The 24,715-nt window shown below is 68.3% G+C and carries 27 protein-coding genes; 16 read left to right on the top strand and 11 right to left on the bottom strand.

Annotation, left to right across the window (positions count from 1 at the left end):
• Positions 1 to 6: 6 nt before the first annotated feature.
• The 6 genes from paaC (at position 7) to paaZ (ending at position 6,598) form a co-directional block, all read left to right on the top strand.
• On the top strand, positions 7 to 780 hold the full coding sequence (gene paaC, locus AC07OZ_RS17750; RefSeq protein ID WP_495468407.1) for a 1,2-phenylacetyl-CoA epoxidase subunit PaaC: 774 nt from the start codon (positions 7 to 9) through the stop codon (positions 778 to 780).
• Positions 781 to 822: 42 nt separating this feature from the next.
• Positions 823 to 1,413, top strand: a complete 591-nt coding sequence (gene paaD, locus AC07OZ_RS17745; protein ID WP_495468406.1) for a 1,2-phenylacetyl-CoA epoxidase subunit PaaD — start codon at positions 823 to 825, stop codon at positions 1,411 to 1,413.
• A 9-nt stretch (positions 1,414 to 1,422) separates the two neighbouring features.
• On the top strand, positions 1,423 to 2,502 hold the full coding sequence (paaE, locus tag AC07OZ_RS17740; protein ID WP_495468405.1) for a 1,2-phenylacetyl-CoA epoxidase subunit PaaE: 1,080 nt from the start codon (positions 1,423 to 1,425) through the stop codon (positions 2,500 to 2,502).
• A gap of 21 nt (positions 2,503 to 2,523) precedes the next feature.
• Positions 2,524 to 3,186 carry a TetR/AcrR family transcriptional regulator gene (locus tag AC07OZ_RS17735; RefSeq protein WP_495468404.1) on the top strand — a complete coding sequence of 221 codons (663 nt, stop codon included), beginning with the start codon at positions 2,524 to 2,526 and terminating at the stop codon, positions 3,184 to 3,186.
• Between the two features lie 117 nt (positions 3,187 to 3,303).
• Positions 3,304 to 4,467 (top strand): ABC transporter substrate-binding protein, encoded by a 1,164-nt coding sequence (locus tag AC07OZ_RS17730; RefSeq protein WP_495468403.1) that lies wholly within the window; start codon positions 3,304 to 3,306, stop codon positions 4,465 to 4,467.
• A gap of 82 nt (positions 4,468 to 4,549) precedes the next feature.
• Positions 4,550 to 6,598, top strand: coding sequence for a phenylacetic acid degradation bifunctional protein PaaZ (paaZ, locus tag AC07OZ_RS17725; RefSeq protein WP_495468402.1), 2,049 nt, complete (start codon positions 4,550 to 4,552; stop codon positions 6,596 to 6,598).
• 150 nt (positions 6,599 to 6,748) lie between these two features.
• Here the strand turns inward: paaZ and AC07OZ_RS17720 are convergent, their stop codons facing one another.
• On the bottom strand, positions 6,749 to 7,657 hold the full coding sequence (locus AC07OZ_RS17720; RefSeq protein ID WP_495468401.1) for a LysR family transcriptional regulator: 909 nt from the start codon (positions 7,655 to 7,657) through the stop codon (positions 6,749 to 6,751).
• Positions 7,658 to 7,786: 129 nt separating this feature from the next.
• Between AC07OZ_RS17720 and AC07OZ_RS17715 the strand changes: the two genes are divergently transcribed.
• The 4 genes from AC07OZ_RS17715 to AC07OZ_RS17700 all read left to right on the top strand — a co-directional run bounded on the left by AC07OZ_RS17715 (position 7,787) and on the right by AC07OZ_RS17700 (position 10,764).
• Positions 7,787 to 9,205 carry an aldehyde dehydrogenase family protein gene (locus AC07OZ_RS17715; protein ID WP_495468400.1) on the top strand — a complete coding sequence of 473 codons (1,419 nt, stop codon included), beginning with the start codon at positions 7,787 to 7,789 and terminating at the stop codon, positions 9,203 to 9,205.
• 153 nt (positions 9,206 to 9,358) lie between these two features.
• Positions 9,359 to 9,976, top strand: a complete 618-nt coding sequence (locus tag AC07OZ_RS17710; protein WP_495468399.1) for a hypothetical protein — start codon at positions 9,359 to 9,361, stop codon at positions 9,974 to 9,976.
• 112 nt (positions 9,977 to 10,088) lie between these two features.
• Positions 10,089 to 10,256, top strand: a complete 168-nt coding sequence (locus AC07OZ_RS17705; protein ID WP_495468398.1) for a hypothetical protein — start codon at positions 10,089 to 10,091, stop codon at positions 10,254 to 10,256.
• Between the two features lie 133 nt (positions 10,257 to 10,389).
• A complete protein-coding gene (locus AC07OZ_RS17700; RefSeq protein ID WP_495468397.1) occupies positions 10,390 to 10,764 on the top strand; it encodes a response regulator in 375 nt (124 codons plus the stop codon).
• 77 nt (positions 10,765 to 10,841) lie between these two features.
• Here the strand turns inward: AC07OZ_RS17700 and AC07OZ_RS17695 are convergent, their stop codons facing one another.
• The 5 genes from AC07OZ_RS17695 to AC07OZ_RS17675 are packed head-to-tail and all read right to left on the bottom strand — an operon-like array spanning position 10,842 to position 14,985.
• Positions 10,842 to 11,060 (bottom strand): hypothetical protein, encoded by a 219-nt coding sequence (locus tag AC07OZ_RS17695; RefSeq protein WP_495468396.1) that lies wholly within the window; start codon positions 11,058 to 11,060, stop codon positions 10,842 to 10,844.
• Between the two features lie 9 nt (positions 11,061 to 11,069).
• Complete coding sequence (locus AC07OZ_RS17690; protein WP_495468395.1) at positions 11,070 to 12,290, bottom strand: aminotransferase class V-fold PLP-dependent enzyme; 1,221 nt, start codon at positions 12,288 to 12,290, stop codon at positions 11,070 to 11,072.
• A gap of 28 nt (positions 12,291 to 12,318) precedes the next feature.
• The gene (locus AC07OZ_RS17685) at positions 12,319 to 13,644 is read right to left on the bottom strand and encodes an MFS transporter (protein WP_495468394.1); all 1,326 of its coding nucleotides are present in this window, start codon (positions 13,642 to 13,644) and stop codon (positions 12,319 to 12,321) included.
• On the bottom strand, positions 13,641 to 14,381 hold the full coding sequence (locus AC07OZ_RS17680) for an iron-containing redox enzyme family protein (protein ID WP_495468393.1): 741 nt from the start codon (positions 14,379 to 14,381) through the stop codon (positions 13,641 to 13,643). Before AC07OZ_RS17680 ends, AC07OZ_RS17685 begins: the two co-directional genes overlap by 4 nt.
• A gap of 19 nt (positions 14,382 to 14,400) precedes the next feature.
• Complete coding sequence (locus AC07OZ_RS17675) at positions 14,401 to 14,985, bottom strand: GNAT family N-acetyltransferase (RefSeq protein WP_495468392.1); 585 nt, start codon at positions 14,983 to 14,985, stop codon at positions 14,401 to 14,403.
• 136 nt (positions 14,986 to 15,121) lie between these two features.
• Between AC07OZ_RS17675 and AC07OZ_RS17670 the strand changes: the two genes are divergently transcribed.
• Together AC07OZ_RS17670 and nadB are read left to right on the top strand one after the other, a co-directional pair.
• A complete protein-coding gene (locus AC07OZ_RS17670) occupies positions 15,122 to 16,102 on the top strand; it encodes a GlxA family transcriptional regulator (RefSeq protein WP_495468391.1) in 981 nt (326 codons plus the stop codon).
• 46 nt (positions 16,103 to 16,148) lie between these two features.
• Positions 16,149 to 17,762 (top strand): L-aspartate oxidase, encoded by a 1,614-nt coding sequence (gene nadB / locus AC07OZ_RS17665; RefSeq protein WP_495468390.1) that lies wholly within the window; start codon positions 16,149 to 16,151, stop codon positions 17,760 to 17,762.
• A gap of 176 nt (positions 17,763 to 17,938) precedes the next feature.
• Here nadB and AC07OZ_RS17660 read toward each other — a convergent pair whose 3' ends face one another.
• From AC07OZ_RS17660 to AC07OZ_RS17650, 3 genes are all read right to left on the bottom strand, one after another.
• Positions 17,939 to 18,226 (bottom strand): late competence development ComFB family protein, encoded by a 288-nt coding sequence (locus tag AC07OZ_RS17660; protein ID WP_495468389.1) that lies wholly within the window; start codon positions 18,224 to 18,226, stop codon positions 17,939 to 17,941.
• A gap of 110 nt (positions 18,227 to 18,336) precedes the next feature.
• On the bottom strand, positions 18,337 to 19,449 hold the full coding sequence (nadA, locus tag AC07OZ_RS17655) for a quinolinate synthase NadA (RefSeq protein ID WP_495468388.1): 1,113 nt from the start codon (positions 19,447 to 19,449) through the stop codon (positions 18,337 to 18,339).
• A 12-nt stretch (positions 19,450 to 19,461) separates the two neighbouring features.
• A complete protein-coding gene (locus AC07OZ_RS17650; protein WP_495468387.1) occupies positions 19,462 to 20,313 on the bottom strand; it encodes an AraC family transcriptional regulator in 852 nt (283 codons plus the stop codon).
• A gap of 69 nt (positions 20,314 to 20,382) precedes the next feature.
• Here AC07OZ_RS17650 and AC07OZ_RS17645 point away from each other — a divergent pair, with 69 nt between their 5' ends.
• The 4 genes from AC07OZ_RS17645 (at position 20,383) to AC07OZ_RS17630 (ending at position 23,629) form a co-directional block, all read left to right on the top strand.
• On the top strand, positions 20,383 to 21,636 hold the full coding sequence (locus AC07OZ_RS17645; RefSeq protein ID WP_495468386.1) for an MFS transporter: 1,254 nt from the start codon (positions 20,383 to 20,385) through the stop codon (positions 21,634 to 21,636).
• A 184-nt stretch (positions 21,637 to 21,820) separates the two neighbouring features.
• A complete protein-coding gene (locus AC07OZ_RS17640) occupies positions 21,821 to 22,294 on the top strand; it encodes a Panacea domain-containing protein (protein WP_495468385.1) in 474 nt (157 codons plus the stop codon).
• Complete coding sequence (locus AC07OZ_RS17635; protein ID WP_495468384.1) at positions 22,291 to 22,758, top strand: hypothetical protein; 468 nt, start codon at positions 22,291 to 22,293, stop codon at positions 22,756 to 22,758. The genes AC07OZ_RS17640 and AC07OZ_RS17635 overlap by 4 nt, the downstream gene beginning before the upstream one ends.
• Positions 22,759 to 23,104: 346 nt before the next feature.
• Positions 23,105 to 23,629 (top strand): YfbU family protein, encoded by a 525-nt coding sequence (locus AC07OZ_RS17630; RefSeq protein ID WP_495468383.1) that lies wholly within the window; start codon positions 23,105 to 23,107, stop codon positions 23,627 to 23,629.
• An 81-nt stretch (positions 23,630 to 23,710) separates the two neighbouring features.
• Here AC07OZ_RS17630 and AC07OZ_RS17625 read toward each other — a convergent pair whose 3' ends face one another.
• Both AC07OZ_RS17625 and AC07OZ_RS17620 read right to left on the bottom strand, forming a co-directional pair.
• Positions 23,711 to 24,370: a hypothetical protein gene (locus AC07OZ_RS17625; RefSeq protein ID WP_495468382.1), complete on the bottom strand. Its 660-nt coding sequence runs from the start codon at positions 24,368 to 24,370 to the stop codon at positions 23,711 to 23,713.
• The gene (locus tag AC07OZ_RS17620) at positions 24,367 to 24,630 is read right to left on the bottom strand and encodes a hypothetical protein (RefSeq protein WP_495468381.1); all 264 of its coding nucleotides are present in this window, start codon (positions 24,628 to 24,630) and stop codon (positions 24,367 to 24,369) included. Before AC07OZ_RS17620 ends, AC07OZ_RS17625 begins: the two co-directional genes overlap by 4 nt.
• Positions 24,631 to 24,715: the final 85 nt, after the last annotated feature.

Here is a 24,715-nt window from a genome sequence, read left to right as displayed (position 1 = left end):
CGGACGATGAACGCTTCCGTCCAACCCGGCCAGCGCGCGGAGGTCCAGTACCTGCTGCGCGTCGGTGACGCCTGCCTGGTGCTGTCGCACCGCATCTCCGAATGGATCGGCCACGCGCCCATCCTCGAAGAGGAACTCGCGCTGGGCAACATCGCGCTCGACTTGCTGGGCCAGTCGCGCGCGCTGCTGACGCGCGCCGGTCAGCTCAACGAGCAGCCGCTCGACGAGGACCAGCTCGCCTACCTGCGCGAGGAGCGCCACTACCTGAACCCCGTGATGATGGAGCTGCCGCGCGGCGACTTCGCCTTCACGCAGGCCCGCAACCTGATCGCCGCCTGCTGGCTGATGCCGATGTGGACGCGGCTGCAGGCGTCGAGCGACGCCGAGGTCGCCGCCATCGCCGCGAAGGCGGTGAAGGAAGTCCGCTATCACCAGCAGCATGCGGCCGAGTGGGTCGTGCGCCTGGGCGACGGCACCGACGAGTCGGCACAGCGGATGAAGGCCGCGCTCGCGCAGCTGTGGCCTTACGTCAACGAGCTGTTCGCGTCGGACGAGATCGATGCCGCCGCCGAAGCCAGCGGCCTGGGCCCGGCCTGGTCGTCGCTCAAGCCCGACTGGGACGCGGCGATGGACGAGGTCCTCGCTGAAGCGCAACTCGCGCGGCCGAAGGACACACCGCATGTCTACACCGGCGTGCGCGGCGTCCACAGCGAGCACATGGGTCACATGCTGGCGACGATGCAATCGCTGCAACGCAGCTACCCCGGTGGAGTGTGGTGAGCGCGGAAACGCGCGAGCGCCGCAAACACCCATGAACACGCCATGAATGCCGCCCCGATGCCTTCGCACCTCGACTGGCTGTCGTCGTTGACGCCGGCCGGACCGCGCGCGCCGTCGTCCGACGCCGGTGCGACCGACCTCGGCTGCGGACGCCTGTCCGCCGCGTGGGAGGTGCTGTCGCAGGTGCTGGATCCCGAGGTGCCGGCGGTGTCGCTGGTCGAGCTCGGCATCGTGCGCGACCTGGTCGAGACCGCCGACGGTGTCGAGGTCGTGCTGACGCCGACCTACTCCGGCTGCCCGGCCACCGAAGCGATCGAGCAGAGCGTCCGCGATGCGCTCGCGCGCTTCGGCACCGTGACCGTGACCATGCGCCGCGCGCCGGCCTGGACCACCGACTGGATCACCGACGAGGGCCGCGAGAAGCTGCGCCAGTACGGCATCGCGCCGCCGGGACCGGTGGACGCAGGGCAGGGCGTTCCCATCCGCATCGTCCGCCGCCGCGAAGCCATCGCCTGCCCGCGCTGCGGCAGCACGCACACCGAGCAGTTGTCGGCCTTCGGCTCGACCGCCTGCAAGTCGCTGTATCGCTGCGTCGCCTGCCGCGAGCCTTTCGAACATTTCAAGCCGATCTGAGCCATCGCCATGAGCCTGCACTTCCACCCGCTGCGCCTGCGCGCCAAGCACCAGGACACCGACGACGCCGTCGTGCTGTGCTTCGACGTGCCCGAAGCGCTGCGCGAGACCTTCCGCTTCACGCAAGGCCAGTACCTGACGCTGCGCGGCGACGTCGACGGCCAGGACCTGCGCCGGTCCTATTCCATCTGCGCCGGTGTGGACGACGGCGAGCTGCGCGTCGGCGTGCGCCAGGTCGACGGCGGGGCCTTCTCCACCTGGGTCCACCGGCACCTGAAGGCCGGCGACGAGATCCAGGTCTTCCCGCCTCAGGGCCGTTTCCATGTGCCGCTGGAGCCCGCGACGGGCCGGCACTTCGTCGGCATCGCAGCCGGATCGGGCATCACGCCGATCCTGTCGATCATGAAGAGCGTGCTCGCCCGCGAGCCGATGAGCCGCTTCACGCTGATCTACGGCAACCGCCGGCCGGCGACGACGATGTTCAAGGAAGAACTCGAGGACCTGAAGAACCGCTACATGACACGGCTGACGCTGCATCACGTGTTCTCACGCGAGCATGTCGATTCGCCGCTGATGGCGGGCCGGCTGGACCAGGCCAAGCTCAGCGATTTCCTCAGCGGCCCCGTGCCTGCGGCCGGCATCGACCAGGTCTTCGTCTGCGGCCCGTTCGAGATGAACGAGCAGGCCGAGGCCGCGCTGCGCGCGGCGGGCGTCCCCGAGGAACGCATCCACATCGAGCGCTTCGGCACGCCGGAGATGCAGACCGGCCGTCCGGCGCCGCACGAGGTCCACGAGGAGGACGCGGAAGCTGCGAAGGTCGTCGTGATCCGCGACGGCGTCTCGCGCGAGATCGAGTTCCGCAAGAGCGATCCCAGCCTGCTCGACGCCGCGGCGCGGGCCGGCATGGACGTCCCGTTCTCCTGCAAATCCGGCGTGTGTTCCACCTGCCGTTGCAAGTTGATCGAGGGGGAGGTCCGGATGGATAAGAATTTCGCCCTCGAGAAGCACGAAGTGGCGGCGGGATTCATCCTCAGCTGTCAGGCTCACGCCTTGACCCCCCGCGTCGTGATCTCGTTCGACGAACGCTGATTCACAAGGAAAACACCATTCATGGCCCGAGGTCGAGCTCCAGGATTCGATGCCACCCGCGAGGAGATCCTCGCGCAGGCTGCCCGACTTTTCGCCAACCAGGGCTACCCCGCGACCTCGATGAACCAGGTCGCCGAGGCCTGCGCGGTCAGCAAGCCCACGCTGTACCACTACGTCCGCGACAAGCATGAGCTGCTTGCGCAGATCTGCCAGAACCACCTGCAGCACCTGGTCGACCTGGTCGACGAAGTCGCCGCGTTGCAGCTGCCGCCGCCCGAGCACCTGCGCGCGCTGATCCACCGCTTCGTGCAGGCCTACGGCGAGGCGCAGAACGAGCACCGCGTGCTGACCGAGGACCTGAAGTTCCTCGACGAGGAACACCGTGAACGCATGGTCGCGGTCGAGCGCCAGGTCGTCGGCCGCTTCGCCGACGCGGTGGCCGCCGTGCGGCCGGAGCTGCGCGGCGCGCATCTGCACAAGCCGCTGACCATGCTGCTGTTCGGCATGATCAACTGGACCTTCACCTGGCTGCGGCCCGACGGCGCGCTGACCTACGAGGCGGTCGCGCCCATGGTGGCGGACCTGTTCTTCGGCGGACTCGGCGCGGTGCGGACCGAACTCACCGATCCTTCGGCGCGCCACGAGCGCAACGAACTCGACCCGGCGGCGCCGCAAGTCTCATGAAGGCTTCGGAGAGGACCATCGCCGTCGACATGCATTCCTTGCAGTGCTTGCAGTCATCGCAGTAGCAGTACCTCATTGACCTTGCGTTCCTGAAAAACACATTCCGAAGGAGACAACATGAAACGCATCGAGAAGACCCTGCTGGCCATGGCCATGACGGGTGCCGCGCTGATGGGCGCGGGCGGCAGCGCCTGGGCGGACATCAACGTCGGCGTGACCGTGTCGGCCACGGGCCCGGCCGCGTCGCTGGGCATCCCGGAGAAGAACACCTTCTCCCTGATGCCCAAGACCATCGCCGGACAGAAGGTCAACTACATCATCCTGGACGACGCGTCGGACACGACGACGGCCGTCGCCAACACCCGCAAGCTGATCACCGAGCACAAGGTCGACGTGGTCGTCGGCTCGACGGTCACGCCGAACTCGCTGGCGATGATCGACGCGGTGTCGGAAGCGCAGGTGCCGATGATCTCGATGGCGGCCTCGGCCCGCATCGTCGAGCCGATGGACGCGAAGAAGAAGTGGGTCTTCAAGACGCCGCAGAACGACATCATGATGGCGCTGGCCATCGCCAGCCACATGCAGGCGCAGGGCGTGAAGACGGTGGCCTACGTCGGCTTCGCCGATGCCTACGGCGAAGGCTGGTACGGCGAGTTCAACAAGGTCGCCGCCAGCAAGGGCCTGAGCATCGTCGCCAACGAGCGCTACAACCGCACCGACACGTCGGTGACCGGGCAGGTGCTGAAGATCATGGCGGCCAAGCCGGACGCGGTGCTGGTCGGCGGCAGCGGCACGCCGGCGGCGCTGCCGCAGAAGACGCTCAAGGAGCGCGGCTACCAGGGCAAGTACTACCAGACCCACGGCGTGGCCAACAACGACTTCCTGCGCGTCGGCGGCAAGGACGTCGAGGGCACCTTCCTGCCGTCGGGCCCGGTGCTGGTCGTCGACCAGCTGCCCGCGGACCATCCGGCCAAGAAGAGCGCCAAGGCCTACGTGACGACCTATGAGGGCGCGTACGGCAAGGGCAGCGTGTCGACCTTCGGCGGCCACGCGTGGGACGCGGGCCTGCTGCTGCAGGCGGCCATCCCCGAAGCGATCAAGAAGGCCCAGCCGGGCACGCCGCAGTTCCGCGCGGCGCTGCGCGATGCGCTCGAAGGCGTGAAGGAACTGCCGGCCGCGCACGGCGTGTTCACCATGTCCCCGAACGACCATCTCGGCTTGGACCAGCGCGCCCGCGTCATGGTCAAGATCGAGAACGGCACCTGGAAATATCAGCCGTAAGCCTTTGACCTGAGGGCGGGACGCACAACGTCCCGCCCTCGTTCATTTCAGAAGTTCAAACAGAAGTTCAAGAGAGACAGTCATGAGCGCCACCCCCGTCCTTCAGAGCTTGATCGCCGGCCGCTGGATCGGCTCCACGGCCGCGCGCGGCCTGCACAGCGCCGTCAACGGACGGTTGGTGACGCAGACCCATGCCGAGGAGATCGACTTCGGCGAAAGCCTGCATTTCGCGCGCAAGCAGGCGCTGCCGGCGCTGCTGGCGCTCGACTTCCAGCAGCGCGCCGCGATCCTGAAGGCGCTCGCGACCTATCTGCAGGAACACAAGGAATCGCTCTACGCGATCTCCGCGCACACCGGCGCGACGCGGCCCGATTCGTGGATCGACATCGAAGGCGGCTTCGGCACGCTCTTCGCCTACGCGTCGATGGGCCGCCGCGAGCTGCCGTCCAGCAACATCGTCCATGAAGGACCGGCGCAGGCGCTGGGCAAGCTCGGCCAGTTCATGGGCACGCACGTGCTGGTGCCCAAGCGCGGCGTCGCCGTGCACATCAACGCGTTCAATTTCCCGATGTGGGGGATGCTCGAGAAGTTCGCACCGAGCTTCCTCGCCGGCATGCCCTGCATCGTCAAGCCGGCCACCGCGACCAGCTACGTCGCCGAAGCCTGCGTGCGCCTGATCGAGCAGTCCGGCCTGCTGCCGGCCGGCGCGTTGCAGCTGATCATCGGGGGTTCCGGCGATCTGCTGGACCGGCTGGAGGAGACGGACGTCGTCACCTTCACCGGCTCGGCGGACACGGCGGCGCAACTGCGCGTCAATCCGAACCTGATCCGCCGCTCGGTGCCGTTCAACGCGGAAGCGGACAGCCTGAACTGCGCGATCCTGGCGCCGGACGTGGTGCCCGGCGATCCCGAATTCGACCTCTTCGTCAAGGAAGTGATGCGGGAGATGAGCGCCAAGGCCGGCCAGAAGTGCACGGCCATCCGCCGCGCGATCGTGCCGGCGGCGCAGATCGACGCGGTCGCCGCGGCGCTGCGCGAGCGGCTGGCAAAGATCAAGATCGGCGACCCGTCCGTCGAGGGCGTGCGCATGGGTGCGCTGGCCTCCAAGGCGCAGCAGGCCGACGTGGCCGAGCGCCTGGCGCAGCTCGCGCAGGGCAACGAGGTCGTCTACGGCGAGCGCGACGGCTTCGCGCCGGTGGGCGAGGGCGTCGGCGACGGCGCCTTCTTCGCGCCGACGCTGCTGCTGTGCCGCGACGCGATGAACAACGAGGCGGTCCACAACGTCGAGGCCTTCGGGCCGGTCTCGACGCTGATGAGTTACGGCGACTTCGACGAGGCGCTGGCGCTCGCTGCCAAGGGCCGCGGCAGCCTGGTGGGCTCGGTGGTCACGAAGACGCCGGCGCTGGCCGCGCAGGCCGTCTATCACGCGGCCGCCTTCCACGGCCGGCTGCTGGTGCTGGACCGCGACGCGGCCGGCGAATCGACCGGCCACGGCTCCCCGCTGCCGATGCTCAAGCACGGGGGCCCGGGCCGTGCGGGCGGCGGCGAGGAGCTCGGCGGCATCCGCGCCGTCAAGCACTACCTGCAGCGCTGCGCGGTGCAAGCCTCGCCGACGATGCTCACCGCCATCACCGGCGAGTACGTGCGCGGCGGCAAGGTCACCGAGGACGCGATCCATCCGTTCCGCAAGCACTTCGAAGAGATCCAGGTCGGCGACTCGCTGCTGACGCATCGCCGCACGGTGTCCGAGGCGGACATCGTCAACTTCGGCGGCATCAGCGGCGACTTCTTCTACATGCACTTCGACGAGGTCGCCGCCAAGGACACGCAATTCGGCCAGCGCATCGCGCACGGCTACTTCGTGCTGTCGGCGGCGGCGGGGCTGTTCGTGTCGCCGGCGCCGGGGCCGGTCCTTGCCAACTACGGGCTGGACACCTTGCGCTTCGTGAACCCCGTGGCCATCGGGGACACCATCCAGGCGAGGCTCACCTGCAAGCGCCGGATCGATCGCGGCAATCGTCCGGACCAGCCGCCGCAGGGCGTCGTCGCGTGGGACGTGCAGGTCACCAACCAGCGCGGCGAACTCGTGGCGAGCTACGACATCCTGACGCTGGTAGCGAAGAAGGGCTGACGCCCAGGCCCGCAGGCAGCGAGCATCAGACCGTGGCAAGGCGGTGCTCGTGTGGGGTCCGCACAGGGCTTGGGGTTCCCGGACGGGACGCCCCATGCCCTGGGAGGGCCCGCGCCCTGAATGGTGCAGGAGGGCGGTCTCTCGCGGACCTCAGCGATTGATCTCGTGGATGAGTTCGATCAACGCGCGCAGCGTCGACGGAATGTGCCGATGGCCCGAGTAGTACAGGCACAGCGCCGGTAGCGGTGCTGCCCAGTCGTCAAGCACACGGCGGAGGCGTCCGCTTGCGATGTCTTCGGCGGCGTACCACTCGGCGACCTGCGCGAGTCCGAGTCCGGCGCGCGCTGCCTCCAGCATCAGCAGCGGCGAATCCAGCACCATCGGACCGGGCACGCCGAGCGCCTCGCTCGGCGAGGCCTTGCCGCGCTTGGCCCGCGCGAACTCCCAGGGGGAGGGCAGACCGCTCGGCATCCGGGCGCGGATGCAGGCGTGGCGCGCGAGTTCGGCGGGCGTCGACGGCGTGCCGTGCCGCTCGAAGTAGTCGGGCGATCCGACCACCGCCATCCGCAGCGGCAGACCGATCGGCACGCGGATCATGTCCCGCGGCACTTGCGGCGCGAGCCGAAGTCCCGCGTCGAAGCCTTCCGCGACGATGTCGACCAGCCGACCCTCGGTGACGACATCCAGCGTGACGCCCGGATACCGGCGCAGGAACTCCGCCAGGATCGGACGGAACACCATCTGGGCCGCGCCCAGCGAGCTGTTGAGGCGCAAGGTGCCGGAAGGCGCGCCTGCATGATCGTCGGCCGCCGCGACGGCTTCCTGGATCTGGGTCACTGCTGGACCGATCCGGTCGACGAAGCGCCGCCCCGCCTCCGTGAGCGACACGCTGCGCGTCGTGCGATGGAAGAGCCGCACGCCCATGCGCGCCTCCAGCCCCGCGACCGCGTTGCTGACGGCGGAGGTCGACATCTCCAGCTCCACCGCGGCAGGTCGGAATCCCTGCCGGCGCGCGACGGCGAGCACCACTTCGAATTCGGTCAGGCTGTCCTTCTGCATGCGTGCATTGTTCCTGGAATCGGGATGGGTCGTCCATCATTGACCGGCTTATCGAAACGAACGCCGCTGCCTACATTCGTCCCATCGAGCCACGACGTTTCGCCGGGGCACACGCTGAAAGGACAAGCCATGCGGACCTTCGACCAGAACTACATCGCCGGTGCCTTCGCCGCCGTGACCGGCGACGAGGTCGTCGACATCGTGAATCCCGCCACCGAGGACGTGGTCGGCCAGGCCCGGCTCGCGAATCGGGACGATGCCCGGCGCGCCGTCGAAGCCGCGATGCGCGCTCAGCCGGCCTTCGGGCGGACCTCCATCGCGGAACGGGTGGCGATGCTCGAGCGCTTGAAGGCGGCGATGCTGGGGCATGCCGAGGAAATCCTCGACGCGACGATCACCGAATACGGCGGCCCCATCGCCCGCGCGCAATGGGTCGCCAACTACGCCTCGCAATGTTTCGGCGACGCGGCGAGCGCGCTGTCGAGCTACGCCTTCGAGCGCCGCGTCGGCGGCTCGACCGTCGTCATGGAACCGGTCGGCGTGTCGGGCCTCTTCGCGCCCTGGAACAGCACCGCCGGCACGATGGCCAGCAAACTGGCGGCCGCCATCGCCGCCGGCTGCGCGACGGTGATCAAGCCCAGCGAGCTGAGTCCGTGGCAGGCGCATGTCGTCGCCCGCGCGATCCATGCGGCAGAGCTGCCGCCGGGCGTCGTCAACATCGTGACCGGTCGCGGTGCCGATGTCGGCGCCGAGATCGGCACGCATCCGGGTGTCGTGAAGCTGTCGTTCACCGGCTCGACGCCCACTGGCAAGCTGATCGCCCGCGGCGCGGTCGACACGATGAAACGCGTGAGCCTCGCCCTGACCGGCAAGTCGGCCTCGCTGCTGCTCGATGACGCGGACCTGGCGACCGCGTTCCCGCTCGCGCTGGGCACGGCGTTCATGAACAGCGGGCAGGCCTGCGTGGCCGGCACGCGGCTGCTGGTACCGCGCGCGCGGATGGCCGACGTCGTCGAACGGATCCGGTCGGCCGTCGCCGCGCTGCGCGTCGGCGACCCGCGCGATCCGGCGACGACCATCGGTCCGATGGTCAGTCGCGCGCAGTTCGAGCGCATCCAGCATTTCATCCGCCGCGGCATCGATCAGGGCGCGGCGCTGATCGCCGGCGGAGAAGGACGGCCGGTCGGACTCGATCGCGGCTGGTACGTGCGGCCCACGGTCTTCGCCGACGTCCGCAACGACATGGACATCGCCCGCGAGGAGATCTTCGGCCCGGTACTGTCCGTCCTGCCGGTGGACTCGGAGGACGAAGCGATCGAGGCGGCCAACGATTCGCCGTACGGGCTCCAGGCCTACGTGTTCTCCGCCGATGCGGACCGCGCTCGGCGCGTGGCCGCGCGCCTGCAGGCGGGCACGGTGCTGATCAACCGGGTCGCACCCGATCTGCTGGCGCCGTTCGGCGGCGTCAAGCAGTCGGGCGTGGGCCGGGAATTCGGCGTGGCGGGCATGGAGACTTTCCTCGAGCCGAAGACAGTGACGTCGGCTTGAGACAGTGGGGATCTCCCCGGCGTGGGTCTTGACGCGGCTTTGACGCTGCCTGGCGCGGTTTTCGCTAACGTGCGGCCGGACACACGTTCAACGACGGCGCGCACCGCCTCCTCAGGAGGGATCGGAGGCGCGTCGCGCATCGAGGGAACCCCCATGACCATCCACCGCCGCCGCGCACTGGCGGCCTTGGCGACCGTGCCCGCGGGCGCGGCGCTCGCCAGCCTGCAGGGCTGCGTGCCGCTCCTGGTCGCGCATCAGATCAAGGCGGGCAGCGTCGCGGCCGCCGAAGCGCGCGGCGTGAAGCCGGCCAACTTCAAGCTGACCGCGGCGCACGTCCTGTGGAGCGATCCGCCCGCGATCCCCTATGAGATCGAATACACGACGAGCCGCTACGCGATCGACAAGAACCCGACGCTGGCGGAGCAGCAGACCGGCCGCGACTACATCGACGCGCTGCTGGCCTTGTATCGCGCCAACGGGCCGTCGTTCGCGACGCAGGAGTTGTCGAGCGCCGGCGTGCCCGACGGCAGCCCCTACCTCATCGTGCTGACGCCGACGCGTGGGCTCGTGAGCGTGGTGGGCGGCCACTGCACGATGACCGTCCGCGTGGCCATCCGCGGCGCCCGGGGGCAGGAGCTCCATGCCATGGAGGTCGACAGCCGCAGCGGCTGGCAGCCCAAGGGCACGCCCACGGAGCCGGCGTTGCCGTACGTGCGCAACTTCGCGAAGGCCATGATCAAGGGCTTCAAGGAAGCGACGCTCATCGCCTGAACGCGAACGCGCGTGCGCCAAAACCGAACCCGGCGGCTGGTTGTCCGGTGTTGGCGGGGGGCGAGGGCTTGGCCACACTGCGGACTTTCGCCATTCCCGCGTTGGAGCGACCTTGGACATCCTCACCACCCCCGTCATCGCCGGCCTGCTGTTCACCGGGACCCTGGCCCTCGTCGCGCTGATGGCGTGGAAGGGCGGCAGCGAGCGCCGCGACGTCACCTTCCTCGCCTCCGCCGCGGGACTGGGCGGCGTGTGCACGGCGATCGCGGCCGTCGTCTGAGCCCGGCACGCAGAGCGCACGCGAGCGGCGCCTGATTTACGCTCCGTTGCGAAGTCGACACCCCTGACGTCCGCACGTGATTCGGCGCCGCGCCAGAATGTGGCGGACGATTCAGTGAGAGGAAGGGAAGGGCATGCGCGTCTTGCTCGTCGAGGATTCCGAGTTTGTTCGCGAGCAGTTCCTGCGATTGTTCGAGGGGCTGGAATTCGTGGAAGTGGTGGGCTACGCCGACAGCGAGGAAGACGCCGTCCAGGCGATCTCGGTGCTCAAGCCCGACGTCGTGCTGCTCGACCTGAACCTGCAGGTCGGCTCCGGCATGCACGTGCTGCGGCGCGCGCGCGCCGGCGGCTACACCGGCAAGCTGTGGGTGCTCAGCAGCCGCGACCCCGACTTCTACCGCTCGCTGTGCGAGAAGCATGGCGCCGACGGTTTCTACGACAAGGCGCATGAGCAGCTGCAACTGCTCGACGACCTGCGCGTCCTGGCGGGCGAGAAGCCGTTGTTCTAGGGCGCCGCGGTCGTCGCGACCACCCCGGCGGACGCAGTGGATGTCGTCGGCGCCATGACCGTGGCGAGGGCGACGGCTCAGGAGCCGCAGCCGGCCATGGCCATCACGCCGTCGACATGCAGCAGCGCGACGGACAGCGGGTCTGCTGCCAGCGACGCCGCCATGACGAGCGCGCCCAGGCCGACGCGGAGCGCCCGCGCCGCGCGCGGCTGCGGCCGGCAGGCCGAGATCAGGAATGGCGCGCCGACGCCGAGCATGAACAACGCGGTCAGGAAGCCGTGCAGGGCGGTGTCCATGGTCACGGCTCAGCCCACCGCCGCCACGTCGTGCAAGGTCCCGCCGACCGGCTCGTGATCGGGCAGTCCGGCCATCGCGACATCGAGGTCCGTCATCAGGTCGGAGACGTTCTCCAGACCGACGGACAAGCGCAGCAGGTCCTCGCCGATGCCGGACTGCCGGCGCTCCGCCGCCGACAGCCTGCCGTGCGTGGTCGAGGCGGGGTGGGTGATCATGCTGCGCGTATCGCCGATGCTGGTGGCGATGGAGATCAGACGCAGCCCGTCCACGACCGACCACGCGCCCAGGCGGCCGCCCGGGACGCGCAAGCCCACGACGCCACCGTATCCCGACTGCTGCGACACCGCCAGCGCATGCTGCGGATGCGTGGGCAGGCCGGTGTAGATGACGGCGGAGACTTTCGGGGAGGCCTTCAGCCAGCGCGCCAGCTGCATCGCGCTGGCGGAGATCGCCGCCATCCGCAGATGCAGTGTCTCCAGGCTCTTGAGCAGCAGCCATGCATCCATCGCGCCCAGCGAGGCGCCGGTCACGCGCAGCACGCCGCGCAGGTCCGCCATCAGCCGTTCCGCGCCGACCGCGACGCCGGCCACCACGCGGCCATGACCGTCCATGTACTTGCCGGCGGAATGGATGACGACATCCGCGCCGAGCCGCAGCGGGTGCTGCTGATAGGGCGTGAGCAGCGTGTTGTCCACCGCGAGCAGCGCGCCGCGCGCGTGGGCCAGCAGCGCGACGGCCTCGATGTCGCCCACGTTTTGCAGCGGGTTGGACGGCGTCTCCATGAACGCGAAGGCGGTGCGATCGTCGATCGCGGCGTCCCATTGCGCCAGATCGGTCAGGTCGACGACACGCACCTCGATGCCCAGCTTGCCGAAGTGGTGGCGGAAGGCCGTGAGCGTCGTGCCGAAGACGTCGCGGGAACAGACGATGTTCCGGCCCGTCGCCACCCACGCCTGCGCCATGGCCACGATCGCCGCCATGCCGGACGCGAAGGCGACCGCCGCTTCCGCGCGCTCCATCGCGGCGATGCGCCGCTCGAGCGCCTGCACGGTCGGATTGGAGAAACGCGAGTACACGTTGCCCGGCGCCGAGCCGCTGAACTTGCGTGCCGCGTCCGCCGCCGAGGCGAAGACATAGGCGGAGGTCATCGCGACCGGCTCGCAATGCGCGTCGCTCAGGTCCTGGAACTGGCCGGTGCGGATGGCCGTGGTGAAGGGTTGGTGATCCAAGGGAAGCTTTCCTTTGAAGGCGGACGCGTCAGGCGGATGGGTGCGGCTGCAGTTCGGAGCGCGGTTCCGGGCCGGTGCGCGGATCCCGCAGGAAGAGCCAGCTCGTCAGCCCGCCGAGCGCCGTCAGCGCCGCCAGGCCGACGATGTAGGGCTGGTAGCTGCCCCACAGGTCGTGGCTGAGCGCGCCCAGCTGCACCGATGCGAAGGCGCCGAGCTGATGCGCCAGGAACAGGTAGCCGAAGGCCCGTCCCTTGATCGCCGCGCCGTAGCGGGCCATGCAGAACATCGAGGTCAGCACCACCGTGCCCAGGTAGGTCGCGCCGAACACGACGGCGAAGCCCAGGGTGCGCAGATCCTCCGACGCCCCGAGCAGCAGCAGCACCGCGCAGGACCGCAGCAGGTAGAACGCGCCCAACAGCGCGCGCTTGGGGCACCGGATCGCCAGCCAGCCGGTCAGCAGCCCGCTGATCAGCTCCAGCACGCCGAGCAGGCTCAGGCTGACGCCCATCAGGCCGCGCGGGGTCGAGTGGTCCTGCCAGAACGCGACCAGATGGACATCGATGAAGGCCATGCTCGCGCCGCAGCCCATGAAGCCGATCGCCAGCGCGTAGAAGCCGCTGTCGCGCCGCAGCGTCGACCAGGCGCGGGGTGGGGGCGCTGTCGCCTCCCCAGCCTTTGTCGCCTCGTTCGTTCCGGACGGAGCGCTGGCGCCATCCAGACCGGCCGCCTTGGCCTTCGCCGCGGCGAACCAGGCCAGCCCGGCGAGCGGCAGCGCCAGGAAGGCACCGGTCAGCAGGAAGGTGGTCTCCCACGGCGCCTTCGGCGCCAGCCACAGCCAGAAGGGCGACAGCACGATGAAGCTGATCGACGTGCCGTTGGTGACCACCGCGAAGGCCAGGCCCGACTTCTTCTGCTCGAAGAGGCGATCGACCAGCACGCCCATCGGCACGTAGGTCATGGCCGCCAGGCCGAAGGCCGCGAGCAGTCCGTAGCCGAGGACGAAGACCGGCAGCGAACCGTCGAACAGGCTGGTGCCCGCGAGCGCGGCACCGGCGGCCAGGCAGCCGATGACCACGGTGCGCAGCGGACCGTGGCGGTCGCTCAGGGCCCCCACCAGCGGCGAGACCAGCCCGGTGACCAGCATGAACACCGACCCAGACCAGGCGAAGTCCGAACGTCCGCGGCCGAAGTGGATCGCCAGGTCGGCGAAGTAGACCTGGTAGACGCTCTTGACGCTGGTGGAGACGAACATCACGAGGAAGCCGACGGCCACCAGGCTGTAGACCAGATTCCGGGACGACGAGGACGACGAGGACGACGAGGACGACGAGGACGACGACACGGCCGGCTTCATGCGACCACCCCCGTCACGCCGCGGCGTGCGAGCGGGCGGCAGTACTCGCGGTACATGCCGTCGTACATGGCGTAGAACAGCCGGCAGGTGTGATCGACGGCGTGCTGCGCCTCCTGCTGCAGCCGGTCGGTGTCGCACAGTTCGGCAACGAGGTTCAAGCCCTGCTCGACATGGCCGACGTCCTCGGCCTGGTGGACGGAGAAGAACAGCAGGTCCTCCTCCTTCAATCCGTAGACCTTGCCCAGCAGCTCGTGGCGGGCCTCGCCGGCCTTGACCTCCAGGTTCTGGCCCTCGCTGGCGATCATCACCGCGGCGGCGCCGATGTGATAGCTGCCGCGTCCCCGCACCGCATGCAGCCGGTAGTCGATCAGGTCCTGCGTGGCGGGCAGCGGGACCGCGGCGTCGCGCTCCTCGTCGCTGATGCCCAGCGCGCGGATGAAGCGCTGCATCAGCACCACGTGGTTGTCGGTCTTCGAGAGCCGACCGGTCTCTTCCTCGTACACGTTGATCAGCAGGCCGCGCTTGAACGCCGGCAACGGGCAGTGGAAGAACAGGTGCTCGACGTAGCCGAGGAAATGCTTCGTCAGCTGATAGCCCTGCAGCGCGACCTGGCGCAGCAGCACGATGTCCTTCGCGTGCGGATCCATCAGCCGGTCGAAGATGGGGTGCGCCATCGTCAGATGGCTGTTCAGCAGCGAGCGCAGCTGTTCCTTGAAGGCGGCCTTGGATTGCGGCATGGAAAGGTCCTCTCCAGAGTCAATGAGCGGTGGGGGCGTTGATGAGGCCGAGGCCGAGGCGGCGGCGCAGCGATCGCACCTCCTGCGCCATGAAGTGGCCGCGATGGACCGCGCCGCCGACGCGCGCGTAGTCCTCCAGCACGCCATAGGTCTCGAAGCCGAAGCATTGCCAGAGGCGGTGGGCGCGGGTGTTCTCGCGCACGTCGAGCACCAGCTGCTCGATGTCGAGCCGCTCGGCGAGCCGCGCGATTTCGCGCAATGCCAGCGGCACGAGGTGCAGGCCGCGGAAGTCCGGATGGACGACGCCCTTGGCCAGTTCCGCGCGATGTCGGCAGTTGGCCATGCCGTTGAGATGCAGCAGCGCCATGAAGGCCGGGCGGCCGTCGACGCGGCCCAGCAGCAGATGGGTGCGGCCGGCGGCGATGCCGACCCGCAGTCCAGCAATAAACTGGACTTCCTGATGGGGGGTCAGGGGTTGCCCGTAGCCCAGCGTGCCGCCGTCGGCGACGGTGCTGTTCAGCAAGGTGATCAACTCGGCGGCGACGCGATCATCGATCTGATCGGGCCAGTCGTGACTGGCCGTGCCTGCATGCCATGCGCTCATGGTCCTCCTCCCGGGGCAATCTGTTGTTCAAATCAGATTAACCAGGGACCTGCTTGCTGCACAGCAACAAACGCGCTCAGAAGGACAAGAAATCGGACATGATCGGTGAGGAGAAATCCTGAGGAACCGATTGGCGATGAAGCATGTCTACTTCCTGATGGTCCCGTCGACGCATCTGCTGGATCTGGCCGGGCCGCTGCAGGTCATCCATTCGGTCGGCGAGGTGGGCGCCGGGACCGTCGACGTGCGCTGCATCGGGCCGGAGGTCTCGGTCGGCGCCTTCCAGCCGCTGACGCTGACCGACATCCGCCCGCTGCCGCGCGCGTTGCCGCCGGACTCGGTGCTGTTCGTGATCGGCAGCAAGCTGACGCCGGCATTCATGCGTTCGCCGGCGTGGCGCAAGTCGGTCGACTGGCTGGCGCGGCTGGGACGCGAGCGGCCCGACGGGCTGCGGATCTGTGGCGTGTGCTCGGGCAGCTTCCTGCTGGCCGAGGCCGGCCTGCTCGACGGCCGGCTGTGCACCACCCATCACCGCTTCATCGCGCGTTTGCGCACCGCCAGTCCGGGGGCGACGGTGCTGGAGAACCGCGTGTTCGTCGAGGACGGCGATCTGCTGACGTCCGCCGGGGTCACTTCCGGCATCGACCTGGCGCTGCACCTGGTGTCGCTGGCCTTCGGCGAGGACGTCGCCATCCAGGTCGCGCGCGAGAACGTGGTGCACTTCCGCCGCTTCGGCGCCGATCCCGAGCTGTCCGCCGCGACGCGCCATCGCGCCCATGGCAACCAGCGCATCCACGCGATCCAGGACGCGATCGCCGCGCGCCTGCATGGACGCGTCACCATCGACGAACTGGCCGCGCAGGCGGGGCTGAGCGAGCGTCACCTGGCCCGGCTGTTCCTCGCCGAGACCGGCGTGAGCATCAAGCAGTACCAGATCGCGCTGCGCATGGACCTGGCCCGGCGGCTCATGACCAGTTCCCGGCTGTCGCTGGAGAACATCGCCGCCTCCTGCGGCTACAGCAGCGTGCAGGCCTTCCGCGCCAACTGGAACAAGCACGAGCGCCTGCCGCCCTCGTTGCTGCGACGAAGCGGCGGCGCGCTGCAGCCCGATGCTTAGAATCCCCACTCCCAAGCGATGACGCCCCGATGACCGGGCGATGACGATGACAGCAGCTGTTCGGACCGACGCCGCGCTGGCGCCGGTGGTGATCGTGGGTGCCGGCCTGGCCGGATTGACCGTGGCGCTTCACCTCGCCGACCGCGTGCCGGTGATCGTGCTGGCCAAGCGCGAACTCAACGAGGCCGCCACCGCCTGGGCGCAGGGGGGGATCGTCGGGGTGCTCGGCTCGGACGACAGCATCGAGAGCCACGTCCGCGACACGCAGGAGGCCGGCGCCGGCCTCGTCGACGAGGCCACCGCCCGCTACATCGCCGAACGCAGCGCCGACGCGGTCGGCTGGCTGGTGGAGCAGGGCGTGCCGTTCACGCTCGACGAGCAGGGGCCGCTCGGCCTGCACTTGACCCGCGAGGGCGGCCACGCGGTGCGCCGCATCGCGCACGCCGCCGATGCGACCGGCAAGGCCATCCACGACGCGCTGCTGGCCAAGGCGCACGCCCATCCGAACATCGAACTGCGCCAGCGCTGGATGGCGCTGGACCTGATCACTTCGCGCCACGTGCAGCGCGACGAGCCGTCGCGCTGCTACGGCATCTACGCGCTGGACATGGATGCTCAGCGCGTCGATGCGATCGCGGCGCGCGCCGTCGTGATGGCCACCGGCGGCGCCGGCAAGGTCTACCGCTACACGACCAACCCGGACACCTCCACCGGCGATGGCATCGCCATGGCCTGGCGCGCGCGCTGCCGCATCGCCAACATGGAGTTCATCCAGTTCCACCCGACCTGTCTGTATCACCCGCAGGAACGCAGCTTCCTGATCACGGAGGCGCTGCGCGGGGAGGGCGGTCATCTGAAGCTGCCGGACGGCACGCGCTTCATGGCCGCGCACGATGAACGTCTGGAGCTCGCGCCGCGCGACGTGGTCGCCCGCGCGATCGACTTCGAGATGAAGAAGCACGGCCTCGATCACGTGTGGCTCGACGCCACGCACCTCGGCGAGGCTTTCCTGAAGGAACACTTCCCGACGGTCCACGCGCGTTGCCTCGCACTGGGCATCGACATCGCGCGCCAGCCGATCCCGGTCGTGCCGGCGGTGCACTTCACCTGCGGCGGCGTGGTGTCGGACCTGCAGGGCCGTGCCGATCTGCCTGGGCTCTACGCGGTCGGCGAGACCGCCCATACCGGCCTGCACGGCGCCAACCGGCTGGCGAGCAACTCGCTGCTGGAATGCGTCGTGCTCGGCCGCGGCTGCGCTTCTGACATCCTGGCGCAGGAGGTGCTGCCGCCCGCGCCGCTGCCGGCCTGGGACGAAAGCCAGGTCGAGGACGCGGACGAGCAGGTGGTCATCGCCCACAACTGGGATGAGCTGCGCTCGCTGATGTGGAACTACGTCGGCATCGTGCGCACGACCAAACGGCTGGAACGCGCGCTGCACCGCATCGACCTGCTGCGCGCGGAGATCGACGACTACTACGCCAACTTCCGCGTCAGCCGCGATCTGCTGGAGTTGCGCAATCTGGTCGATTGCGCGGAACTCATCGTGCGATCGGCGCTGCTGCGGCACGAGAGCCGCGGGCTGCACTACAGCCGCGACTACCCGCGCACCCTGCCGGCGAGCCTGCCGACCGTGTTGGTGCGCAACGGGAATACGCGCTGATCAAGGCCCGCTGACGTCGACGACGCCTGCCGTCGTCCAGCCCGGGCTCTCCACGGGGCATGGGGCGCCCCTCCAGGGACCCCAAGCCCCATTCCGGCCCCAGTGAGCCTGCTGGACCATGGGCCTGAGCCCTGGCCGCCGTGGGCCTGAGCCCTGGCCGGAGCTTGCGTTGGCGCTCAGCGCTGCTTCGTGCGAAGGACGCTGCGCGCTTGCACGAAGTTGTAGGCGTAGCTGACCGCTTCCTTGATCGCGGCATCGACGTCCAGCCGCTCCTGCTCGGTCAGGTAGAACGAGTAGTCGACGGCGTGGCGGATGTAGCGCGGAGGCAGCCGGTTCAGCGCGACGCAGGCCACGTCGGCCAGCAGTTCGGCTTCGCGGTGGATCTCGGGGAACTGCGGAGCGTTCTCCATCACCGCGGCAAACACTTCGCGTTCGTGATGGTTGTAGAGCGAGGTGAAGTCCATGAGCGGGTCCTGCAACGGGCAGCTGGAATGGCCACAGCATAGGCCGACGCTCGCGTGAATGGAAAGCCCCCGCGGACACTCGTTCGCGCGGGGCGGACGTCGAAGGACGGTCAGGCCGCGCCGATGCCCGGCACCATCGCGCCGGCTTCCGCCGCCTTCTTCGCCTTCAGCTTCGCGGTGAAGTCCAGCATGCGGTCGATGCACGACTTGGCTTCGACGCGGATCGACTCCTCCACGAAGATTTCACCGGTGCCGCGTTCGAGGCAGTCGACCAGCCCCTGCAGGCCGTTCATCGCCATCCACGGGCAGTGCGCGCAGCTCTTGCAGGTCGCGCTGTTGCCCGCCGTCGGCGCTTCGATCAGCACCTTGCCCGGCGCCATCTGGCGCATGGCGTGCAGGATGCCGTTGTCGGTGGCGACGACGTATTCCCGCGCGGTGCCTTCGACCACGGCCTTGATCAGCGCCGAGGTCGAGCCCACCACGTCCGCCTGCGCGACCACCGAGGCCGGCGACTCCGGGTGGACGAGGATCATCGCGTCCGGATGCTGCTCGCGCAGCAGCTCCAGTTCGAGGCCCTTGAATTCGTCGTGGACGATGCAGGCGCCGTTCCACATCAGCATGTCGGCGCCGGTCTGCTCCTGGATGTAGCGGCCCAGGTGACGGTCGGGCGCCCAGAGGATCTTTTCGCCGCGGGCTTTGAGCTCGCTGACGATCTCCAGCGCGCAGGAGCTGGTGACCATCCAGTCCGCGCGCGCCTTCACCGCGGCGCTGGTGTTGGCGTAGACGACGACGGTGCGGTCCGGATGCGCGTCGCAGAAGGCGGCGAAGTCGTCGGCCGGGCAGCCCAGGTCCAGCGAGCAGGTCGCGTCCAGGTCGGGCATCAGCACGCGCTTCTCGGGGCTGAGGATCTTGGCGCTCTCGCCCATGAACTTGACGCCGGCGACGACCAGCGTCTGCGCCGCGTGATCGCGGCCGAAGCGGGCCATTTCCAGCGAGTCGGACACGATGCCGCCGCTTTCCTGCGCGAGGTCCTGCAGGTCGCCGTCGACGTAGTAATGGGCGACGAGCACCGCCCCCTTGGCCTTGAGCAGTTCGGCGGCACGCGCCTTGAGTTGCGAGCGCTGGCTGGGCGTCAGCGGTGCCGGCACCTTGGCCCACGCATGGGCAGTGCAGGTGGCGCCGTCCGCGTCCTGGCGGGCGAAGTCGTAGAGAACCTGTTCCATAGGGGAGGAATTCTAGGTCTGGCCGAAAAACCGGCTCGGCGGCATGCCGACCGTCCTTGTGACCATCGCGGTGAAAGCGCTGGCGCTGGCGTAACCGAGCTCCGCGGCGATGACCTGCATCGGCTTGCGGTGGGCGGCCAGCCGCAGCGCCTCGGCCAGCAGCGCCTGCTGGCGCCATTGCGCGTAGCTGCTGCCCAACTCCTGGCGGAACAGGCGCGAGACGGTGCGCGCGCTCGCGCCGACTTCCGCCGCCCAGTCGTCGAGGCTGGCATGGCGCATCGGTTCGGCCAGCACGGCCTCGCAGAGGCGGCGCAGGCGCTTGTCGGTGGGCAGCGCGACGCCGAGCTGAAGGCTGGGCGCGCGGCGGATCTCGTCGAGGATGAGCTTGCCGATCCAGCCCTCGCGGTCCGCGACCGCATCGCCGGGTTCGATCTCGTCGCGGGCGAGCTGCACCGCCAGTTCGCGCAGCAGCGGGGACACCTCGAGGACGCGGTTCTCCGTCCACACATCGCCCTCGTCGGGCGGCTCCAACAGATAGAGCGTGCGCAGCTCGCAGCGCTCGACGGCGGTCACCGCGTGGACCACGCCGGCGGGAATCCAGACGCCGCGCGACGGCGGGACGAGGAAGGTCGCCCGGTCGGTGCTGACGCGCACGACGCCGGTCACCGAAAACACGAACTGACCCCAGGTGTGGTGGTGCGCCTGGATGTCCATGTAGCCGTCCAGGCTGCGCGACTTGGCGCGCACCGGGCGCTCGGCGCTGGGCGCGTAGCGGCGCGGATCGAGCGGCGGCAGGCTGGTGCGGCGGGTGAGGGTCGGCGTGGGATGAGGGATGGTCGTCGATGTCGGTGTCGGAGGGGGCATGGCGGAAACTCGACAGAACTTGTCCGGCTATCGTAATTCCGACGTGAAGGCCCTGTCACCATGCCGTTCATGAACACCGCCACCACCACCGCCGACGCGGCCGGCCTTGCGCCGAGCCCCGAACAGAGCAGGACACGAGACATCCAGACCATCAGCCTGATCGGTCTGGCGCACGGCACCTCGCACTTCTTCCACATGCTGCTGCCGCCGCTGTTCCCGGTGTTCATGCGGGAGTTCGGGCTGAGCTATTCGGAGCTGGGCCTGCTGGTGACGATCTTCTTCGTGATCTCGGGCGTGGGGCAGGCGCTGTCGGGCTTCCTGGTCGACAAGACGGGCGCACGGCCGGTGCTGTTCGCGGCGCTGAGCTGCTTCGTGCTGGCGTCGCTGGCGGCGGGCACGGCGCAGGGCTTTGCAGGCCTGGCGCTGGCGGCGGCGCTGGCCGGGCTGGGCAACTCGCCCTTCCATCCGGTGGACTTCACGATCCTGAACAAGCGGGTGTCGCAGCAGCGGCTGGGCCATGCGTTCTCGGTGCACGGCATCACCGGCAATCTCGGCTGGGCCGTGGCGCCGGTGCTGCTGATCTCGATGCACGAGGCGACCGGTCAATGGCGTCTGGGCTATGTCGCGACGGCGGCGTGGGCGCTGTTCGTGATCGCGCTGCTGGTCTTCAAGCGCGACGCGATCGACGACACGCAAGGCTCGTGGGGCCACGAGAAGGCCGGCGCGGCGAAGGCACCGGTCGACGAGCACCCGATGGCCTTCCTGAAGCTGCCGTCGGTGTGGCTGTGCTTCTCGTTCTTCTTCTTCTCGACCTCGGCGTTGAGCGCGATCCAGAGCTTCGCGTCGCCGGCGCTGTCGGCGATGTATGGCGTGAGCCTGGCGAGCACGGCCTTCGTCGTGACCGGCTACATGCTGGCCGGCGCGGCGGGGATGATCGTGGGCGGCTTCCTGGTGGCGAAGTCGCAGAACCTGGAGCGCAACATCGCCGGCGCGATGTTCGTCGCGGCGGCGCTGCTGGCGTTGACGGCCACGGGCTGGCTGCCGGCCACGGCGGCGTTGATCGCGGCGGCGACGGCGGGCTTCGGCACCGGCCTGGCGGGCCCGTCGCGCGACATGCTGATCAAGCGCGCCGCGCCACCCGGAGCGACGGGACGCGTGTACGGCACGGTGTACTCCGGCCTGGACACGGGCTTCGCGGTCGCGGCGCCGATCTTCGGCGCGCTGATGGACCGCCATTGGAACAACGCCGTGTTCTTCGGCGCGTCGCTCGCGCTGCTGCTGGGCATCGGAGCGGCGAGCCTGGTGCGGCAGGGGAAGCGCTGACACACCTCGGAGGGAAATCAATACGAGGTGTCGGATGACTGGGATGTGTGGTCATCCGAGGTCGGCATAGCGATTGAGGCTGGTCCAAAAGCTTGCATCGCGTCGCAGGCGCAACAGTGCGGCGACCTTCGTTTGCAGCGGCATGTGGCGGCTCTAGAGTCATTGGCTCAGGAGTGATCCGACCATGGCCTACCCACCCGCACTTGTTGCCAACGCCGTTCTTTATCGCGCAAAGCAGCGCGGCATCACCATCAGCCATCTGAAGCTGCAGAAGCTGATCTTCTTCATTCACGCCTGGCGCCTCGCGATACAGGGCCTTCCGGCAGTCGCTGAGCGTCCTGAGGCGTGGGAATACGGTCCGGTGTTTGAAACGCTCTTTCACCGGCTGAAGAACCTCGGCCACAAGGCCATCGATCAATACATCGAGACCGTTGAGACGCGGACCAATGTGTATCAGACGCTGATGCCATCCACGGAGGACGAGACGTTCTGGCGTGTTCTCGATCAGGTGATGGATCGGTATGGTCGCTTCACCGCGTCACAGCTGTCGACGCTTGGACATGAGCCCGGCGGTCCGTGGGCGACGACGCGCATTGCGAAGCAGGCGATCATTCCCGACGAAAGCATCCGCTCCTTCTATCGGGAGAAGCTGCAATGAATGAATCGGTACCATCGATTGCCGAGCCGCCCCCGATGCCGGCTCCGCCGGTCGACCCACCGGCGGCGGGGGAACTCCAGGAGTTTGATTCGGAAGTGCTCGACTACAAGATCAAACGCGCGAGCACCTTCGGTGGCCTCAGCGTCGCCGGTAGCCTCTACTTTGTCGGGGTGTTGGTGGTCTTGAAGCTGATGACCATCTGGCCTTTCAACTGCTCGCCGATGGCGGAGATCACGGATTCTTTCGCGCGCATCATGGAGTGCACGAATCCGATGATTCAAGGCAATGGCTGGCACGGTGTCGCAGGCGTGATGCTGGCCCTGTTCTCCGTGCCGACCGTATTGCTGATCGCCATCCTCCGAACGGCATCGCCAAAGCGGGAACCGCTGCCGGACACCGTCTATACGACGGTCACAGACAAGTTCACTAATGCGCTTGAGCGCGTGTTCGAACCGAAGAAGTAACCCGGGCAACACTTGACCCCGAACCCCTGGATCGCGCAACCCGCATCCGCGCCGCAACAGGGGACATCCCGCCCGCTTGCAATGGCGGAGGCGCTCGCTACAGTCGTCCGTCATGGATCAGCACCGCACCGTCAGCCGCCCCGCCGGGCACGTCCTCGTCGAGGCCCTGATCGAGCAAGGCATCACCGAGGTCTTCGGGGTTCCGAGCGATATGCGATGTATAGCGTAGCGGAAGTTTGCGCATGCTGTCCAGAACGGCGGTCGATGCGCAGCTTGCTCGTAGGTGTACAGACGGCTGCACAAGACTCCGCGATCTACAGTGCTTCTCTTTACCCTGGGAGGGTTTATGGCTGAACGAGTGATGCTCACGCCTGTCGAGCGGTTGATGCTCGCCAATCAGTACGAGATCTTGGGCCTGCTTCAAAAGGACGATGACTTGGGTCGACTCGCACGCGACCTACGTGACGGGCATCAGTGGATTTATTCCGAGAAGATTCGGAACCAGTTGAGTGACGACTTTTCTTACGAGGCGTCGAGGGAGGTGCTGGCGATTCTCGGCATCTATAGCGACCTCAAGGACAGCTTCGACAAGCTGGCCGACAAGTCCGGAATCGATCCGAATGCAGTGATCTTCCCAGGCTACGACGGCAACAATGAGGGCGAGTTCTTGCATTTCACCGCCGCGCTCTCCGCGAACGGAAACTTCAGCACCACGGTTGGCGATGACGCTCGGAATTCGCATATTCCAATGCGCGACGTCTATGGCCGCATGGTGGAGTGTTGGGTAAAGCTGGGGAGCCCCAGGTACCCGCTCGCCAAAGAAACTATCTTGGCCCTGCTTGACGCTCAAATCCATCCGAGCAATCGGTAGAAGCGCAAGAGGCCCGCGATTGCGGGCCTCTTGCGTGGAGCGCTGCGCGTCGGCGTGCGCTGTTTACGGCTTCGGTGTGCCTTACCCAATCAGATGCACGAATCGCGCGGCCATGCGCTCCAGCGTGTCGCCGGGCGGGGTCGACTTTCCGACGGCGGCGAGCGAGCGCTGCAGCTTGAAGACGACGACATGTGGCGCATCGGACATGCTGATGTGCGCAGTGTTGATCACGTTGCTCCAGTCGCGCTCGCTGATGATGTGCCGGCGCCAGAACGCCGGCTTGGGCTGCGGGGCGGCCTCGAGCATTGCGGCGAACACGTCTCGAGCAACTCCGTCGAATGACGGTCGACGGGATGCGCCAAGGGCGACGGCGCCAGCCTGCAGCATCCGATGATCGGGCTCGGCTGGAGTCAGTTGCCAGCCGTCGAGCGTCGACGGTGCAGCGTTCAGCATCGCCTGGAACACGACCCATAGCCCGGCCTCGGTGCCGAGCTGGTCGCCCATGCCCTCCGCAGCCTGGCGACCTGCAGCGACCATTGATTGCGTGGGCCACCCTTCGGGCGCAATCGGCGTGACGTCGACCACCGCGAGGATCTCGGCGAGCTTGGTTGCGCCGAAGGCGGCTCCCTCCTCCGTTTCCCACCATCCGCGCTGGTCGACGGACTTCTGCGCGTCGATGCCCTGCAGGATGGCGCGCAGCCGGTCTGCGAGCGACGGTAAAGCCTGTGGCTTGGTGCTCATGCTTGAACTCCCTGGTTTGCCTGCAGCGGCTTGCTCATTACGCGGAGGAAGCCCTTGCCCTGCAGGGTCTGTCGGTAGCTGTTGACCGCGACGGCTTCGGCCTCGCGGGCGACTTGGATGCCGGCGGCGATGACCTGGCCGTCGTCCGTGATAACGGCCAGGCGCGCGGGGCGGCCGTCGACCGTGACCGTGAGTCCCTCGTGGGATACGGCGCTGATCACCACGCCGTCGACGGTACCGGTAGGTTGTTGTCCGATCATTTGGTTTCCCGAGTGGAATCGCTGGCCAGCGGGCCGCAGAGGATGCGGACCAGGCCCAGCAGGGCTAGGCACAGTGCGGGCGTGC

It is taken from the genome of Roseateles sp. GW821-FHT09G03, from assembly GCF_059416045.1.
This window is presented reverse-complemented; position numbering and strand designations above follow the sequence as displayed.